This window comes from Hahella sp. KA22 (assembly GCF_004135205.1).
In the GTDB taxonomy this organism is placed as follows: Bacteria; Pseudomonadota; Gammaproteobacteria; order Pseudomonadales; family Oleiphilaceae; genus Hahella.
Window position 1 is genome coordinate 5,132,444 of sequence record NZ_CP035490.1, and the last position, 16,233, is coordinate 5,148,676.

Here is a 16,233-nt window from a genome sequence, read left to right on the forward strand (position 1 = left end):
GGCCTGGTAAGACGCTTTACTGATATCCCCTTAGAATAGAGGATGTATAAGCGCTAACCGATTACTGCCTTATATAACCATTAAGCAGCCAACCAGCCCTCAACAGTTTCTTTGCCGTATTGTTCTTTCCACGCGTTAAGAACTTTGTGGTTACCGCCGCGGGTTTCAACTACTTCGCCGGTTTCTGGGTTTTTGTACACTTTCAAGGGACGCGCGCCACGACGCTTGTCAGAAGCAGAGACTTTAGCTGGCGCTTTATCTCCACGCAACAGGTTCAGCAGCTCCTCGGAAGAAACGTCGTAGCTTTTCATGAGTTCTTCAAGTTGCTTTTTGAATTCCAGACTCTTTTTCAGTTCGTCGTCATTTTCCAGCGCTTCCAGTTTCTTTTTAAGCGCTTCGATTTCAGCAAGAGTAGTTTCGTAGGCGTTGATCTTTTTCATTTCTTATCCCAAATGTAATTATGAAAACTATTGATTCCGGGCCATTTACAGCCCAGCCAATAAAATACGAGTTGGAAGCGGAGTATAACGCAAAGTTATTAAGCATCAAGCATTTTCACTTATAATGCACAATTATTTACTAATAAATAACATTACCGTCATATTAATTTTTGTTGTATCGACTCTATCCTTACGCGAATTCGATCACTTTATAATCAAAACTATTGCAATGCGAACTATACAACCAGATAAAACCACTTATACATAGACGGGCTGACGCCACGTTAATAAGCGATAACTAAGGCGCCGGGAGTGATTTGAGTGGATGCAGGATATTTACGAGGGTTGAGGATTGTGACTACTTCAAACACCACCAGAACCAAAGCCGATGTTCTTTGTCGCCTAAAGCGTAGTCTCCCCTTCCCGCCTTAATATCCTGCAATCCCTGCATCAGTATTTGAGCGCTCTGTTTCGATATATTCAGACAAGGTTCGCCTTCGGTTTCGTTAATCGTCCATTGTTCTTTCCCATCCGGCGTATAGATCAGCTTAACTTTGGGAAAGCTAATCACTTGGTCGCGACAATTCGCCACCGACGCCGCCGCGTCAGGTTTAGTTAAAGTTAGGGTGCGATACAGTGAGTCGGGAATCTGTATACACTGCTCCAATAACAGTATGAGCGAATCGGCGCCGGTTGCATCCGCGCTCAAATGCCAGCCGGCGTAATTGCTGGGGTTGTTTTTATAGCGCCAGAAATATATTTCTCCCTGCTGGCGCCATGAATAAAGGTCCATCGTTGTCGATTTATTCTGCATCGTGTTCTCTATCGGCGATTACCAAATCGTTCACATCGTCACATAGCTTCTTAAAGCTTTCCACTATCGCCGTGCCCCCCACTTCAATGTAGTAAACCGGGCATTTCCCATCTTGCGCATTTTCAATATCAAGAAACAACAGGCTTTCCGGTTGCGCGATGACATCCAGGTCGCCCACTTCAAAGTCGCCGTTAATAAACCCCGTGACTAAAAATGGAATTTTGGTGTCCAGGTCCAAGTCTTCAGGCATGCCATCGCAGAACAGATCGTCAAAAAAGCTTTCCGCGTCGCTTTCATCCACCTGTGACAGATCAAAGATCATCGCATCACGCGCCTCACCCTCAATCTTCACGGACACGGGACGCCACATCAGATCCGAGTATTTTTCATAGATGCTTCTTAACATGCTTTTACCTCTATATTGGAAATAAGCAATAACACAGTTCCGACGCGTTACCATTTCCTTATTGGTCAAAGCGAAACGACTCACTTAAGAGTAGAGTATGTTGGGGATTTATTTATATGAAACTTTAATGGCTAAGCGCAGGGGCGCCACCTGAGCAGGATATGACGCGCAGGCAGTAGATAGATAGGAGTCGTCAAACTCATCCCTGAGTCAGTTTTTCACACCGTCATGTACCCTCTGACCTGCTCTTTATCCATATCCGCTTTCTGGCCGGACAGGACAACGGAGCCGCGATCCAGTACGGCGTAGTTGTCGGCGAGTTCGTAGGCGAAGTCGAGGTATTGTTCGATCAGCACAATGGCCATATCGCCCCTGTCGCGCAGTCTTCCGATGACGCTTTGGATATCTTTGATAATGGATGGCTGGATGCCTTCCGTCGGCTCGTCCAACATCAAAAGCTTGGGACGGGTGACCAGGGCGCGGGCGATGGCGAGTTGCTGTTGCTGCCCCCCAGAGAGGTCGCCGCCGCGGCGTTTCAGCATACTTTTCAATACGGGAAACAGCGTGAAGATTTCCTCTGGAATGCTGCGTTGGCTGCGAGGAATAGCGGCGAAGCCGGTTTTCAGATTCTCCAGCACCGTAAGCTGGGAAAATATCTCGCGCCCCTGGGGCACATAGGCGATGCCCAGTTTGGCGCGGTCATGGGGGGAGAGTCGCGCAATATCGCGCCCCTGCCAGAGCACTGCGCCCTTTTTGACGGGATGGCGACCGGACAGCGCACGCAACAGAGAGGTCTTGCCGACCCCATTGCGACCCAGAATGCAGGACACCTTGCCCGCCTCCGCTTCCATACTGACGCTATATAAGGCCTGACTGGCGCCGTAAAACAAGTCCACGTTCTGTACGTTCAACATATGACAATACTCGATTATTCTGTCGCTGTTTGATCCAGGGGCGTCTACTTACCCCTACCGCCCTAGATAAACCTCAATAACTTGCTGATTCTTCTGCACCTGATCCAGAGAACCCTCCGCCAGGACGCGTCCTTCATGCAAAACCGTGACTTTACATTGCAGCGCGCGCACAAAATCCATGTCGTGCTCCACGACCACCAGGGAATGCTGCTTGGACACCGCTTTGAACAACTCGGCGGTTTTCTCGGTTTCCACGTCGGTCATGCCCGCCGCCGGTTCGTCAATCAGCAGTAATTCCGGCCCCTGTATCAGTAACATGCCGATCTCCAGCCATTGCTTCTGACCATGAGACAGCGCGCCGGCGAGTTCGCCCGCCCTGGCGCTGAGATCCACCAGCGTCAGAATTTCATTGATGCGGGTTTTCTGCGCCTTACTGAGCCGATGGAAAAAGGCCTCATACACCTTGCGACCGCCTTGCAGCGCCAGCTCCAGGTTTTCAAACACCGTCAGCGACTCAATCACCGTCGGCTTCTGGAATTTGCGGCCGACGCCCATATTGGCGATTTCAGCCTCGTCGTGCTGAGTCAGGTCAACGTTATTGTTGAACAGCACCTGCCCGGTGTCAGGCCGCGTCTTGCCGGTAATCACATCCATCATGGTGGTCTTACCTGCGCCGTTTGGACCGATAATCGCGCGCAGCTCCCCCGGCGCCAGAATCAATGACAGACTGTTCAGCGCCTTGAAGCCATCGAAGCTGACGGAGACGCCGTTTAAATAAAGAATGCTGGGTTGTTGCAGATGTTTCGCTTGCATGATCTTTCCTTATGAGCTGGGGCTGACTTCCACCGTTTTCCCGGCATGCGGGTCAGCGGCGGCGGGACGCGAAGGCTCACTTGGCGTCGACGCGGCGGAACCAGTCGCTGTAACGGCGTCCCCAGACGTTTCAGGTTGAGACTGCATCATCGACTTTTCCCTTGGACGGATGCGTTCAAGCAGCCCGACCAGACCTTTAGGCAGAAACAACGTCGTGACCACGAATAAAGCGCCCAGACAATACAGCCAGAGCTCTGGAAACGCCCCCGTGAAATAGGTTTTCGCGTAGTTTACCGCTATGGCCCCGATAACCGCGCCATACAACGTGCCGCGACCGCCGACAGCCACCCAGATGATGATCTCGATGGAGTTGATGGGGGAGAATTCGCCGGGATTAATAATGCCCACTTGAGGGACATAGAGGGCGCCGGCTATTCCTGCAAGCACCGAGGAGACAACGAAGACAAAGAGCTTGAATTTGTCCACCCGATACCCCAAAAACCGCGTGCGCGCTTCCGCATCGCGCACCGCTATCAGAACGCGCCCCAGTTTGGAGTTAACAATACGACGGCATAGAACATACCCCAGCATCAGCGCCACGGCGGAAGCGATAAACAAACCGCAGCGCGTGGCGTCCGATTGCAGGTTGAAGCCCAACAAATCCTTGAAATCCGTCAGCCCGTTATTGCCGCCAAACCCCATATCGTTGCGGAAAAACGCCAGCATCAGAGCGTAGGTCAGCGCCTGGGTAATAATGGAGAGATAAACGCCGGTGACCCGCGAGCGAAACGCCAGCCAGCCGAACACGAACGCCAGCAGACCCGGCGCCAACGCCACCATCAGCATGGCGAAGCCGAAATTATCGAAGCCATGCCAATACCAGGGCAGCTCTTTCCAGTTCAAAAACACCATGAAGTCCGGCAACAACGGATCGCCGTAAACGCCCCGCTCGCCGATCTGGCGCATCAGATACATCCCCATTGCATAACCGCCCAAGGCAAAAAAAGCGCCGTGTCCCAGACTGAGAATTCCGCAGTATCCCCATATCAGGTCAACCGCCAGCGCCAAGAGGGCATAGCAGAGGTACTTTCCGAGCAACGTCACCGTATAGGTGGACACATGCAGCGCCGAACCCGGCGCCATGGTCAGATTCAGCAGCGGTACGATCACCGCCAGCGCAGCCAGCGCCAACAATAAATAGCGACCGCCTTTATCATTCATTAGAAACTGCGTGAGAGGTCCCAACCGCATCGTATCAGCCCTCCACCGCGCGGCCCTTGAGAGCGAACATGCCCCGCGGGTATTTCTGGATAAACAGTATGATGAAAACCAGCATCAGGATTTTCGCCAGCACCGCGCCGGCGAATGGCTCCATCAGCTTGTTGGCGACGCCCAGGGACATGGCGCCCACGAACGTGCCCATAAGATTGCCCACGCCGCCGAACACCACCACCATGAACGAGTCGATGATGTACGCCTGCCCGAGATTGGGACCAACATTGGTCAACTGACTCAACGCCACGCCGGCGATACCGGCGATGCCGGACCCCAGACCAAAAGTCAGCGCATCCAGCCAGCCAGTGCGTATCCCCATGGAGCTGGCCATAGGCCGGTTTTGCGTCACCGCGCGCATTTGCAGTCCGAACTGGGTTTTACGCAGCAACGCCGCCAGCGCCAGCAGCACCAGAATGCTGAAGATAATGATGTATAAACGGTTGTAGGTCAGAGACAGGGCGCCGTTGATCTCAATGGAGCCCGACATCCAGGCCGGCGTAATAACAGATTGATTCAATGAACCGAAAACGGTTCTGACCAGTTGTTGCAGGCACAGGCTGATGCCGAAAGTGGCCAATAAGGTTTCCAGAGGGCGGCCGTAAAGAAAACGGATCACGCCACGCTCAATCACAACGCCCGCCAGACCGGACACCAGAAACGCCGCCGGGATAGCGACAAATAGCGAGTACTCAATATGGTTCGGCATCCATTGCTGAATCACGTAGGTCGTATATGCCCCCAGCATGATCATCTCGCCGTGGGCCATATTGATGACCCCCATCACGCCAAACGTGATAGCCAGCCCCACCGCCGCCAGCAGCAATACGGCGCCCAGGCTGACGCCGAAATAGACGTTTTCTACGCCTTTATTGAAGGCGACCAGGCTTTCGATCGCATCCAACGCCTCCTGCGCCGCCAGTCTCACCGCCGGGTCCGGCTCCAGGAATTCGCCCTGGCCATTAGTATTCAGAAAGCTGCGCAGCAGCGAACGCACTTCCACATACAGCTCGCCCTGCAATTGCTCTATCGCCGCCACCCGACTCTGCGTTGTTTCGCCATAGCGCGCCTGCAACATGGCCAGATCGACAGATAACAGCTCTTGAACGGACGCTTCCTGCTCTTTCTCCAGCGCGCGCTGCAGCAGAGGAATATTGCTCGCGTCATCGGATTTCATCATATTGCGCGCCGCTTCCAGACGCACATGCAAATCCGGCGACCGCAATTGCAACGCCGCCAGACTTTCCCGCAGCAATTGCCGCAGGGAATTATTCACACTGATCTTCTTGAACGCGCGCTTCTTGACGTCCTCCGTCACCTCGCCGGTCAGCGCGTTTTGCGCAGAGTAAAGATCATTGGCGTAGCGCAAGATAACCACTTCGCCTTCGCCTTTCTTGGCGTATTGCAGATCGCCTTCCAGCAACGCGCTGAGAATGGGAGCGACCAGGGGATCGTCGATCTCGCTTAATTCACCGACGAGCTGTTCTTTTTCAGCAAAGCCCGCCGTCTTTAATTGGGTAAGAATGGGTTCCAGGCGGGCGTCGGCGGGTTCCGCCTGCGCGCCGGAGCCCAACATCCAAAGACATAACATTAATAGCGCACAGCCCAGTCTTACACGTCTCAGCTGCAGGCTTGAGGAAAACAGGAGGGAAAGTCGTCGCATGGGTTACTCTTTCCGTAGCGGTTTACGCCCTGCGTAAGTCGGCGCTGCGACGCCAGCCAAAGCTGGCGCCACAGCAACTTCCGCGATGGGATGGACGTGATCGATTAATAGTTTTGCCCGGAGCACTTGCCGGTTTTGACGTTGTAATTGCCGCAACTCAACGGCAGCGTCCAGTCCGCCGTCAGGTCTTTGCTGCCCGGCAGATAGTCGGACCAGGCGTCGCCCATGACGGCGCCGGAAGTGCGCCACACCGTTTCGAACTGACCGTCTTCCTGAATTTCACCGATCAGCACCGGCTTGGTGATATGGTGGTTGGGCATCATGGTGGCGTAGCCGCCGGACAGGTTCGGCACCGTGACGCCGACAATCGCCTGCCCTACCACATCAGGATCTGTGGTCCCGGCTTTCTTGACCGCTTCCGCCCACATGTTGAAGCCGATGTAATGCGCTTCCATGGGATCGTTGGTGACGCGCTTTTTATCCTTGATAAAGGTTTTCCAGGAATCGATGAATTCATCATTCGCTTCCGCGTCCACGCTCATGAAATAGTTCCAGGCCGCCAGATGGCCGACCAAAGGCTTGGTGTCCAGCCCGGACAATTCTTCTTCGCCAACCGAGAACGCCACGACCGGGATGTCTTCCGCGGAAATACCCTGGTTGCCCAGTTCTTTATAGAAAGGCACGTTGGCGTCGCCGTTGATGGTGGACACCACTGCGGTTTTCTTACCGGCGGAACCGAACTTCTTGATATCGGAGACAATGCTCTGCCAGTCGGAGTGTCCGAAAGGCGTATAGTTGATCATGATGTCTTCCTGCTTGACGCCTTTCGCTTTCAAGTAGGCTTCCAGAATTTTGTTGGTGGTGCGCGGATACACATAGTCAGTGCCCGCCAGCACCCAGCGCTTAACGCCCAATTCATCCATTAAATAGTCCACCGCGGGAACCGCCTGCTGGTTGGGCGCGGCGCCAGTATAAAAAACATTCTTGGAGGACTCTTCCCCTTCGTATTGCACCGGATAGAACAACAGGCCGTTCAGTTCTTCAAATACCGGCAATACGGATTTGCGTGAGACGGACGTCCAGCAGCCGAACACTACATCCACTTTGTCTTTTTCCAACAGCTCGCGCGCTTTCTCGGCGAACAGAGGCCAGTTGGAAGCGGGATCAACCACGACGGCTTCCAGCTTCTTGCCAAGCAGGCCGCCCTTCTTGTTTTGCTCATCCACGAGCATGAGAACTGTATCCTTCAGAGTTGTCTCGCTGATAGCCATGGTTCCGCTCAGGCTGTGCAGAACGCCCACCTTGATAGTGTCCGCCGCCTGCGCCAGAGAGGCGCTGATTGAAAGGGCCAACGCGCTCAAACCAATCCCAACACGCCTAGACATTTTTTTCATTGTACGAACTCCGATACGGGTTAATGTTGTGAGTGTCTCCCGTCGCAAGCAACGCACGCAGTGTTCCACCACTTTTTTATCTCTTTGTTTTCATAACGTTACATATGAAAACCCAAAGATACGTAGTTTTACGGAGCCGCTATTCGCACCAGTGTGACCCATGTCTCAAGCATGGGGGCACAATATCGGGGCGCGCTCAAAAAATGCCTGACGCCCTGCTTAAGGCGCGCCATAGCCATGAACCAAAGCGGTGCAAAAACAGAGCGCCTGAACCCTTTTAAACCGTCGCCTTCGCCCTGTCAGCGCCAAAATGGCGAGGGGTTGGCACAGCATTCGCTTAATGACTTGCCACAACGAGACAGAAACGAGCGCGTCCACGCATTGTTTCAGGGCGCAGCGGGTAAGAAGAAAGTCGCGGACAGAGATCGCGACCCCAGCGTAAAGGTACGCAGCGTAATGCTTGCAGAGCAATTCACCGATAAAAACAAGCAGGCGGAGCAGGAATTGAATCCTGGCTCTTCCACTACCGCCGGCGCCAGAAACTGGCGGGCGTCGCTCACATTAAACCTGACCAAAGAGTCAAATCGCACCATATTGAAGCAAGCCGCTCACCAAGGCCCTTTGCGGGTGCAGCGACCGTTTTATCCAGAAGGCGCGCAGCGTCCCCACATCTATATATTGCATCCTCCCGGCGGTCTGGTTTGCGGAGATGAAATCGACATCAACGCCAGGGTGGAGCATGGCGCGGGCGCGCTGTTCACCACCCCCTCCGCCGGCAAAATCTATCGCACTGACGCAGCCGGACACCGGCAATGTCAGACCGTTCGGCTGCACTGCGCCGACGCGGACAGCCTGGAGTGGCTGCCCCAGGAAAATATTATTTACGACGGCGCCGATGGCGCACAAACCTTGCAGCTGCATACCAGCCCCGCCAGCCGCTTTATCGCCTGGGAAATCACCGCATTGGGACGCCCGGCGGCGGACGCCCCATTCGCCCGCGGCGCGTTTACCCAGACCACCCTGATTCTGCGTGACGGCGCGCCCTGCTTCTTTGAACGCGTCGCGTTGCGCGGCGAAGGCCCCGGGTTTAAAGAGCCCTGGGGGCTGCAAGGACAACAGGTTTACGGATCGCTGCTCGCCGGATACGTGCAGGATTCGCCGCAAAGGCTGCTGCAACAGTGCCGCGAGGCGTTACAGACGGATGCCGCCATCGCCGCCCTCGAAGCTGGCAAAGACTTACGCTGGACCCTGACGCGCAAGGACGACCTGATCATCCTGCGCGCCCTGTGCCAGCAGTCGGAGCCCATCAAGCGGTTGTTTATGGCGGCGTGGTCCCTGCTGCGTCCGACGTTAATCGGCGTGGAAAGTCATCCACCACGAATCTGGGCGACCTGATGCAGTCTCGCTCAGAAGCGACCGTCGATAATGAAACAAAGATCCAAACGACACAGTCATCGAACAATAAAAGTAACCGCAAGATAAAAGAGGAAGTTCACGATGGAACTCACTCCTAGAGAGAAAGACAAACTGCTGCTGTACACCGCCGCGCTGGTGGCGGAGCGTCGCAAAGCACGGGGTTTGAAACTGAATTATCCGGAGGCGATGGCTTACCTGAGCATGGAAATCGTGGAAGGCGCCCGGGATGGCCGCAGCGTAGCGGAGCTGATGGCTTACGGTCGCACGCTGCTGACGCGGGATGACGTCATGGAAGGCATACCGGAAATGATTCCAGAGGTGCAGGTGGAAGCTACCTTCCCGGACGGCACCAAACTGGTCACGGTCCACAACCCTATCCCTTAATCGCTGATGGAGATCCAGTCATGATTCCAGGAGAAATAGACGCCCTCCCCGGCGACATCGAAATCAACGCCGGCCTGCCGACCATTACCGTGGAAGTCACCAATACCGGCGACCGGCCGGTGCAAGTGGGCTCTCATTATCACTTTTTTGAAACCAACCCGGCGCTGTCCTTTCCGCGAGAGCAGGCGCGCGGCTTCCGCCTGAACATCGCCGCTGGGACCGCCGTGCGTTTCGAACCCGGACAAACCCGCACGGTGGAGCTGGTCGCCCTGGGCGGCAAGCGCAAGGTTTATGGTTTCCGCGGTGATGTCATGGGCGACTTATGACAACGCCCGGCGCGACAAAAATAAGGCAGCACGCAAACAGGTTACACAGCAGGACTTATCACCATGGCAAAGATTTCTAGAGCCGCCTACGCCGACATGTTCGGGCCAACCGTAGGCGACCGGGTGCGCCTGGGCGACACCGAATTATGGATTGAAGTGGAAAAAGATTACGCCGCCTACGGCCACGAAGTGAAATTCGGCGGCGGAAAGGTTATCCGTGACGGCATGGGACAGTCGCAACGCCCTAATACGGAAGCGGTGGACACCGTCATCACCAATGCGATGATTCTCGACCACTGGGGCATCGTCAAGGCGGATATCGGACTTAAGCAGGGTCGCATCGCCGCCATCGGCAAAGCCGGCAACCCAGATATTCAGGACAACATCGACATCATTATCGGTCCCGGCACGGAAGTTATCGCCGGCGAAGGCATGATCGCCACCGCTGGCGGCATCGACGCCCACATACATTTCATCTGTCCGCAGCAAATCGAAGAAGCATTGATGTCCGGCGTCACCACCATGCTGGGCGGCGGCACCGGCCCCGCCACCGGCACCAACGCCACCACCTGCACGCCCGGCCCCTGGCATATGGGCAAGATGCTGCAAGCCGCCGACGCCTTTCCCATGAATCTGGGCTTTCTAGGCAAAGGCAACGCCAGTCTGCCGGCGGCGCTGGAAGAACAGATGCTCGCCGGCGCCATGGGCTTGAAGCTGCACGAGGACTGGGGCACCACCCCCGCCTCCATCGACAACTGCCTCAATATCGCCGAGAAATACGATGTGCAGGTAGCCATTCACACCGACACGTTGAACGAGTCCGGATTTGTGGAAGACACGCTGGCGGCGTTCAAGGGACGCACCATCCATACCTATCACACCGAAGGCGCCGGCGGCGGTCACGCGCCGGACATTATCAAGGCCTGCGGCGAACTGAACGTGCTGCCCTCGTCCACTAATCCGACCCGGCCTTACACCATCAATACGGTGGATGAGCATCTGGACATGCTCATGGTGTGTCACCATCTGGACCCGGATATCCCAGAAGACGTCGCCTTCGCCGACTCCCGCATCCGTAAGGAAACCATCGCTGCGGAAGACATCCTGCACGATCTTGGCGCATTCAGCATGATCTCCTCCGACTCCCAGGCCATGGGCCGGGTTGGCGAAGTAGTCTGCCGCACCTGGCAGACCGCCCACAAAATGAAAGTGCAGCGTGGCCCGTTGGCGCAGGACTCTGAACGCGCTGATAATTTCCGCGCCAAGCGCTACATCGCCAAATACACCATCAATCCCGCCATCGCGCACGGCATCGCTCATGAAGTGGGGTCGCTGGAGCCCGGCAAGCTGGCGGATATCATTTTATGGCGGCCAGCCTTCTTCGGCGCCAAACCCTCCCTGATCATCAAAGGCGGTATGATCGCCGCCGCCCCCATGGGCGACGCCAACGCGTCCATTCCGACGCCGCAGCCAGTGCATTATCGCCCCATGTTCGGCGCCTTCGGTCAGGCCATGCAGCAGACCCGCCTCACCTTTGTCTGTCAGGCCGCTCTGGATAACGGCGTAAAAGAGCAGTTCGGTTTGCAGTCCCCGCTCAGCGCCTGTCGCAACACCCGCACTGTCACCAAGAAAAGCATGGTGCTGAACGACCTGACGCCGCAGATGGAAGTGGATTCGCAAACCTATGAAGTGCGCGCCAACGGCGAGCTGCTGGTCTGCGAGCCTGCCAAGGTGTTGCCTCTGGCGCAGCGCTATTTTCTGTTTTAAAAATGGAGGGACGGCATGATTCGCATCACTGAACGCTACGTCGAGGAAACCCAAACGCCCTCCATCGCAGGCGTCATCAGCCTCACTTACGATGAACGTAAACGCGGCCGCTTGCGCGCCCAAACCCAGTCCGGCCAAGACGTCGGGCTGTTTCTGGAGCGCGGCAAAACCCTACTGGACGGCGACCTGTTGCTGGCGGAAAACGGCGATATTTACGCCATCAGCGCCGCGCCAGAAACCGTCGCGACCGCCCAGGCCAGCGATCCACGTCAGTTTGCGCAAATTTGCTACCACCTGGGCAACCGACATACGCCATTGCAGATTGGCGAGTTCTGGGTCCGATTCCAACCGGATCACGTGCTGGAGGATCTGTGCCGCCTGTATGGATTGGAAGTCGTGCGAGAATCCGCGCCGTTCAATCCTGAAAACGGCGCCTATGGCGGACATAGCGGACACGGCGGCCACCATCATGGCCATTCTCACGATCAGAGCCGTCAGGACGCCAAAGAGCTCAGTGCGCGCTACCATTTTCACGGGCAGGATCATGAGCATCCACATGGTCATGTTCACCTTCATTCGCACCCTCACGAGCATTAAAGGACTCGCCGCCCATGCCGCCTTTAGCGTTGCTGAAACTCATGAACCTGACCAGCCCGGCCTTGCCTGTCGGCGCCTTCGCTTACTCACAGGGATTGGAGTGGGCCATTGATCACGGCGGCGTCGACACGCCGGAAAAAATCCACAACTGGCTGCAGGGCGTGATTAGCCAGGGACTCGGGAAAACCGATCTGCCGGTGTTGTTCAAGTTGCTGCAGGCCTGGCGCGCTAATGACCATGAACAAATCAATTACTGGAACGCCTGGCTGCTCGCTGCTCGCGAAACTCAGGAGCTACTGGACGAAGACCGCCATGTCGGCAAAGCCCTGGCCAAGCTTCTGCGGGACCTGGGCGTCCCCGGCGCGGAGCCCTGGCTGGCGCAACCGGCGTCCCTGCTGACGTTGTGGACGCTGGCCTGCGCGCATTGGGACATTGATGCGGAGAACGCCGCCCTGGGCTTTCTGTGGAGCTGGCTGGAAAACCAGATCGCCGTGGCGGGAAAGACACTGCCGCTGGCGCAAACGGCGGCGCAGCGCATATTGCAACGCCTGATGCCGGTTCTGACGGAAACGGTTGCCGCCGCAACACAGATAAAGGAAGAAAATTTCGGCGCGTCCCTGCCCGGCTGGGCCATGGCTTGCGCCAATCACGAAACGCAATACTCGCGCCTGTTCCGATCCTGAGCAGGGCGCGCAGGATAATAAACATCATCTGGAGGTAACGCTTTTATGAGCACACAAACTTTGCGCGTCGGCATCGGCGGCCCGGTGGGTTCCGGCAAAACTGCGCTGGTGGCCCGTCTGTGCCAGGAGCTGCGGGAACGCTTTAATATCGCCGTGGTCACCAACGATATCTATACAGAAGAAGACGCCCAATTTCTGATCCGCAATCAGGCGCTCACCGAAGACCGCATCATCGGCGTGGAAACCGGCGGCTGTCCCCATACCGCCATTCGGGAAGACGCCTCCATGAACCTCGCCGCCATCGACACGCTCACGGCGCGCCACCCCGGACTGGATCTGGTGCTGGTGGAAAGCGGCGGAGATAACCTGAGCGCTACGTTCAGCCCGGAGCTGTCTGACCTTACCCTGTATGTCATCGATGTTTCCGCTGGCGACAAGATTCCACGCAAAGGCGGTCCAGGCATCACCAAGTCCGACCTGTTGATCATCAACAAGACCGATCTGGCGCCGATCGTGGGCGCCTCATTGGAGGTCATGGATCGCGACGCCAGGAAAATGCGCGGTGACAAACCCTTTATTTTCAGTAATATGAAGACCGGCGAAGGCCTGCAGGACATCATCAGTTTTATTATTGACCAAGGTATGCTGCAAGCGGCTTAACACGACGACACAGCACTCATTTCCAACAAGGGAGCAGATTAATGCGATTCACCAAAGCTCAATTTTTACTACTCACCACAGGCCTGGGCGCCTCCATGGCCGCAGTCGCCCATCCGGGACACGGCGTCGTCGGCGGATTTTTCTCTGGATTGACTCACCCCATGTTCGGCCTGGATCACCTTGTCGCCATGTTGGGCGTGGGCTTCCTGGCTTGGAAAACCGGTCAGAAAGCGCGTCTGTTGCTGGCGTTTCTCGGAGCCATGCTGACCGGCGGCCTGCTGGCTGCCTCAAGCGTTAGCCTGCCGATTCCTGAAGCCATGATCACCGCTTCTTTGTTCGTCCTTGGCGCTGCACTGCTGGTGGCGGGAAACAGCCGTATGCTGACTCTCGCTGCGGCGCCGCTGGTGGCTTTATTCGCAGTTTTCCATGGCTACGCCCATGTCGCCGAGCAACCCGCTGGCGCAGATTCATTCAGCTACATCAGCGGATTCATTCTGGCGACGGCGATGATTCAGCTGGTTGGCTGGGGCGTTGCGGCGCTGGCCAAACGTTATGAAAAAACCAACGCCACCCGTAAAACTCTTGGCGCTGGCGCGATCGCCACAGGCGTCGCCGCGGTAGCTTCCGCTTTCTGATATTAAGCGACTCCCTGCGTCCGTGCTGGTCGTTACCCACGGACGCCCTTTCCCCGACAGCCTTAATAAGCCAGCTTCGCTGACGTCTTGCCTCCCACTGTAAAATCAGCGTTGGCGTTTCCCTCAATTTTTTCCTATGTTATTACCCTGCAGTAACGGAATAACGAGCAGTATCGGAGCTAGTAGTCCGCAGTTAGCGATTAATAAATGAAGGCTTCCGGCAGGAGTTCATTTAATGATCAGCGTCAAGTCGCCTCATAACGCGCGCAATCAAAATGAAACCTGCTATCTCCACAATAAAACTGCAACCTTAGTGAGGGATTACCACATGCATAATCAACAACAATTGGAGACTTTTACTGACATCGAACTCATGCGGCTCGAAGAACTGATCACGATGAATGTCGATGCCTCCGATGAAGACAGCCTGCGTGATTCGCTTGATTTTCTGCAGTCCATCGAACGGGAACTGGGCTATCGCGGCCTGACTGAAAGTTTCGGTCTGGATCATTCCCAGGCGGCCTGATCAGTCACGGGCGAGTTCAGCGGTATCGCCCCAACTTCGATTTTCTCACTCAGATTTTTATCTAGACACGCTTTCATCTCCTGCCATTCCGCTCTCTTATCTCTGACTTATTCGACCTTAGGCGCGTCCGCAGCTTCTGCGGTGAGCGATTCGGCGTGAATTGCCGTACAATACCAGTCAGACCGTCGGCGGAATCATCCGCTAAATCATCAGCTTGTCCGGATTGCAGCACTCATGAAACTAGACGACATCAGACGCGAGTATCTCTACTCCGGCCTGTCCCGCAAAGACCTGGCCGACGACCCCATTGTTCAATTCAAAAACTGGTTGCAGATGGCGATTGACGCCGACCTGAACGCCGACCCCACCGCCATGTCTCTGGCGACGGTCAATGCGCAGGGCGTCCCCAGCCAACGCATCGTATTGCTGAAAAACCTGGATGCCTCCGGATTCGTGTTCTACACCAATCTGGGCAGCCGTAAGGCGCAGAATATTGCAGAAAACGCCAACGTAAGCCTGCATTTCGCGTGGTTGCCGATGGAGCGTCAGATCTGCGTCACCGGCGTGGCGGAGAAGCTTTCCATCGCTGAAGCCACCCGCTACTTTCTGAGCCGTCCTCATGAGTCCCAGGTCGCCGCCTGGGCGTCGCAGCAAAGCCAGGCGATTGGCTCGCGCAAGTTACTGGAGCAGGCGTTCGAGCAGATGAAAAACCGCTTTAAGCAAGGCGAAGTGCCACTGCCCTCATTTTGGGGCGGTTATCGGGTAAGACCGGTGACGATTGAATTCTGGCAAGGCCGCGCGAACCGTTTGCACGATCGCTTTATGTATAAGATGGTCGGAGAGAATTGGGAAGTTGAAAGACTGCAGCCGTAAGCTGCAGTCCTTTAAGAGCCTTGGAGTCAAGCGAGGATCAGTCGTCCAGACCGCCGCCGCTTTCTTCCATCACTTTACGCAGCTTGCTCATATGCGGCTTGACAGCTTCGACGTCTTCAGGCGGCGCGTTCTTGAATTTCTCCATCATCGCCAGCCCCTGCTGCATCATATCGCGCATCATTTTCTTCTGTTCCGCGCTGATATTCGGATTCTTTTCCAGCTCCGCCAATTGCTGCCTCATGGCGTCCATATCGACTTGCTGCCCCTGCATCTCAATCGCCGCATAGGCGCCGAAAATACGCAGCGCAGTGCTCGCCCATTCTTCCGGCGTGGAGAAACCGTAGCCTTCTACAATATCCTCAACCTGACCGTACAATCCTGAGGCTTTCAGCGGCGCGACAATGTCGTCGATATTGGTCGGAATCATTTCGTTGTCTTTTTCGTATTTGGACAACTCTTCTTCATGCTTGTCGCCCCACTCCTGCACGGCTTTCTGGGACTTGATCCAGCGATCGATGAGGTCTCCGGTAAGAGGCGCTTCCGCTTGAACAAACAAACTGAAGCAGAATGTGAACAATGCCACGCCTATTTTGGACAGAGTTCTACGGTGCATATATTTCTCCGAGTTTCATTGGGTTGCGCTATCGAAT

The 16,233-nt window shown here is 55.7% G+C and carries 19 protein-coding genes; 10 read left to right on the forward strand and 9 right to left on the reverse strand.

Going from position 1 to position 16,233, the window contains the following annotated elements; genetic code table 11:
- Nucleotides 1-80: 80 nt before the first annotated feature.
- The 8 genes from EUZ85_RS22600 to urtA all read right to left on the reverse strand — a co-directional run bounded on the left by EUZ85_RS22600 (nucleotide 81) and on the right by urtA (nucleotide 7,716).
- Complete coding sequence (locus EUZ85_RS22600) at nucleotides 81-440, reverse strand: histone-like nucleoid-structuring protein, MvaT/MvaU family (protein WP_127972183.1); 360 nt, start codon at nucleotides 438-440, stop codon at nucleotides 81-83.
- Nucleotides 441-798: 358 nt separating this feature from the next.
- Nucleotides 799-1,254, reverse strand: a complete 456-nt coding sequence (locus EUZ85_RS22605; protein WP_127972185.1) for a hypothetical protein — start codon at nucleotides 1,252-1,254, stop codon at nucleotides 799-801.
- The gene (locus EUZ85_RS22610) at nucleotides 1,244-1,660 is read right to left on the reverse strand and encodes a hypothetical protein (RefSeq protein ID WP_127972187.1); all 417 of its coding nucleotides are present in this window, start codon (nucleotides 1,658-1,660) and stop codon (nucleotides 1,244-1,246) included. Before EUZ85_RS22610 ends, EUZ85_RS22605 begins: the two co-directional genes overlap by 11 nt.
- 218 nt (nucleotides 1,661-1,878) lie before the next feature.
- Complete coding sequence (urtE, locus tag EUZ85_RS22615; RefSeq protein ID WP_127972189.1) at nucleotides 1,879-2,574, reverse strand: urea ABC transporter ATP-binding subunit UrtE; 696 nt, start codon at nucleotides 2,572-2,574, stop codon at nucleotides 1,879-1,881.
- Nucleotides 2,575-2,628: 54 nt separating this feature from the next.
- Nucleotides 2,629-3,387, reverse strand: coding sequence for an urea ABC transporter ATP-binding protein UrtD (gene urtD / locus EUZ85_RS22620; RefSeq protein ID WP_127972191.1), 759 nt, complete (start codon nucleotides 3,385-3,387; stop codon nucleotides 2,629-2,631).
- A gap of 9 nt (nucleotides 3,388-3,396) precedes the next feature.
- Nucleotides 3,397-4,608, reverse strand: a complete 1,212-nt coding sequence (gene urtC, locus EUZ85_RS22625) for an urea ABC transporter permease subunit UrtC (protein ID WP_241566833.1) — start codon at nucleotides 4,606-4,608, stop codon at nucleotides 3,397-3,399.
- Nucleotides 4,609-4,642: 34 nt separating this feature from the next.
- The gene (urtB, locus tag EUZ85_RS22630) at nucleotides 4,643-6,322 is read right to left on the reverse strand and encodes an urea ABC transporter permease subunit UrtB (RefSeq protein ID WP_127972195.1); all 1,680 of its coding nucleotides are present in this window, start codon (nucleotides 6,320-6,322) and stop codon (nucleotides 4,643-4,645) included.
- A gap of 104 nt (nucleotides 6,323-6,426) precedes the next feature.
- Entirely contained in the window at nucleotides 6,427-7,716 is a 1,290-nt protein-coding gene (gene urtA, locus EUZ85_RS22635) for an urea ABC transporter substrate-binding protein (RefSeq protein ID WP_127972197.1), read from the reverse strand.
- Between the two features lie 321 nt (nucleotides 7,717-8,037).
- On the opposite strand from urtA, the gene EUZ85_RS22640 reads away from it, so the two are divergent.
- The 10 genes from EUZ85_RS22640 to pdxH all read left to right on the forward strand — a co-directional run bounded on the left by EUZ85_RS22640 (nucleotide 8,038) and on the right by pdxH (nucleotide 15,583).
- Complete coding sequence (locus EUZ85_RS22640; RefSeq protein ID WP_164887324.1) at nucleotides 8,038-9,111, forward strand: urease accessory protein UreD; 1,074 nt, start codon at nucleotides 8,038-8,040, stop codon at nucleotides 9,109-9,111.
- Nucleotides 9,112-9,213: 102 nt separating this feature from the next.
- Complete coding sequence (ureA, locus tag EUZ85_RS22645) at nucleotides 9,214-9,516, forward strand: urease subunit gamma (RefSeq protein WP_127972201.1); 303 nt, start codon at nucleotides 9,214-9,216, stop codon at nucleotides 9,514-9,516.
- A gap of 20 nt (nucleotides 9,517-9,536) precedes the next feature.
- Nucleotides 9,537-9,842 (forward strand): urease subunit beta, encoded by a 306-nt coding sequence (locus EUZ85_RS22650; protein ID WP_127972203.1) that lies wholly within the window; start codon nucleotides 9,537-9,539, stop codon nucleotides 9,840-9,842.
- A 63-nt stretch (nucleotides 9,843-9,905) separates the two neighbouring features.
- The gene (gene ureC / locus EUZ85_RS22660) at nucleotides 9,906-11,609 is read left to right on the forward strand and encodes an urease subunit alpha (RefSeq protein ID WP_127972205.1); all 1,704 of its coding nucleotides are present in this window, start codon (nucleotides 9,906-9,908) and stop codon (nucleotides 11,607-11,609) included.
- Nucleotides 11,610-11,624: 15 nt separating this feature from the next.
- On the forward strand, nucleotides 11,625-12,206 hold the full coding sequence (ureE, locus tag EUZ85_RS22665) for an urease accessory protein UreE (RefSeq protein ID WP_127972207.1): 582 nt from the start codon (nucleotides 11,625-11,627) through the stop codon (nucleotides 12,204-12,206).
- Nucleotides 12,207-12,220: 14 nt separating this feature from the next.
- On the forward strand, nucleotides 12,221-12,889 hold the full coding sequence (locus EUZ85_RS22670) for an urease accessory protein UreF (protein WP_127972209.1): 669 nt from the start codon (nucleotides 12,221-12,223) through the stop codon (nucleotides 12,887-12,889).
- 45 nt (nucleotides 12,890-12,934) lie between these two features.
- Nucleotides 12,935-13,549, forward strand: a complete 615-nt coding sequence (ureG, locus tag EUZ85_RS22675; protein ID WP_127972211.1) for an urease accessory protein UreG — start codon at nucleotides 12,935-12,937, stop codon at nucleotides 13,547-13,549.
- Nucleotides 13,550-13,590: 41 nt separating this feature from the next.
- The gene (locus EUZ85_RS22680) at nucleotides 13,591-14,184 is read left to right on the forward strand and encodes a HupE/UreJ family protein (protein ID WP_127972213.1); all 594 of its coding nucleotides are present in this window, start codon (nucleotides 13,591-13,593) and stop codon (nucleotides 14,182-14,184) included.
- Between the two features lie 235 nt (nucleotides 14,185-14,419).
- Entirely contained in the window at nucleotides 14,420-14,710 is a 291-nt protein-coding gene (locus EUZ85_RS22685; RefSeq protein WP_127972215.1) for a hypothetical protein, read from the forward strand.
- Between the two features lie 234 nt (nucleotides 14,711-14,944).
- A complete protein-coding gene (pdxH, locus tag EUZ85_RS22690; RefSeq protein WP_127972217.1) occupies nucleotides 14,945-15,583 on the forward strand; it encodes a pyridoxamine 5'-phosphate oxidase in 639 nt (212 codons plus the stop codon).
- A 37-nt stretch (nucleotides 15,584-15,620) separates the two neighbouring features.
- Here pdxH and EUZ85_RS22695 read toward each other — a convergent pair whose 3' ends face one another.
- On the reverse strand, nucleotides 15,621-16,196 hold the full coding sequence (locus EUZ85_RS22695; protein WP_127972219.1) for a hypothetical protein: 576 nt from the start codon (nucleotides 16,194-16,196) through the stop codon (nucleotides 15,621-15,623).
- Between the last annotated feature and the right edge of the window lie 37 nt (nucleotides 16,197-16,233).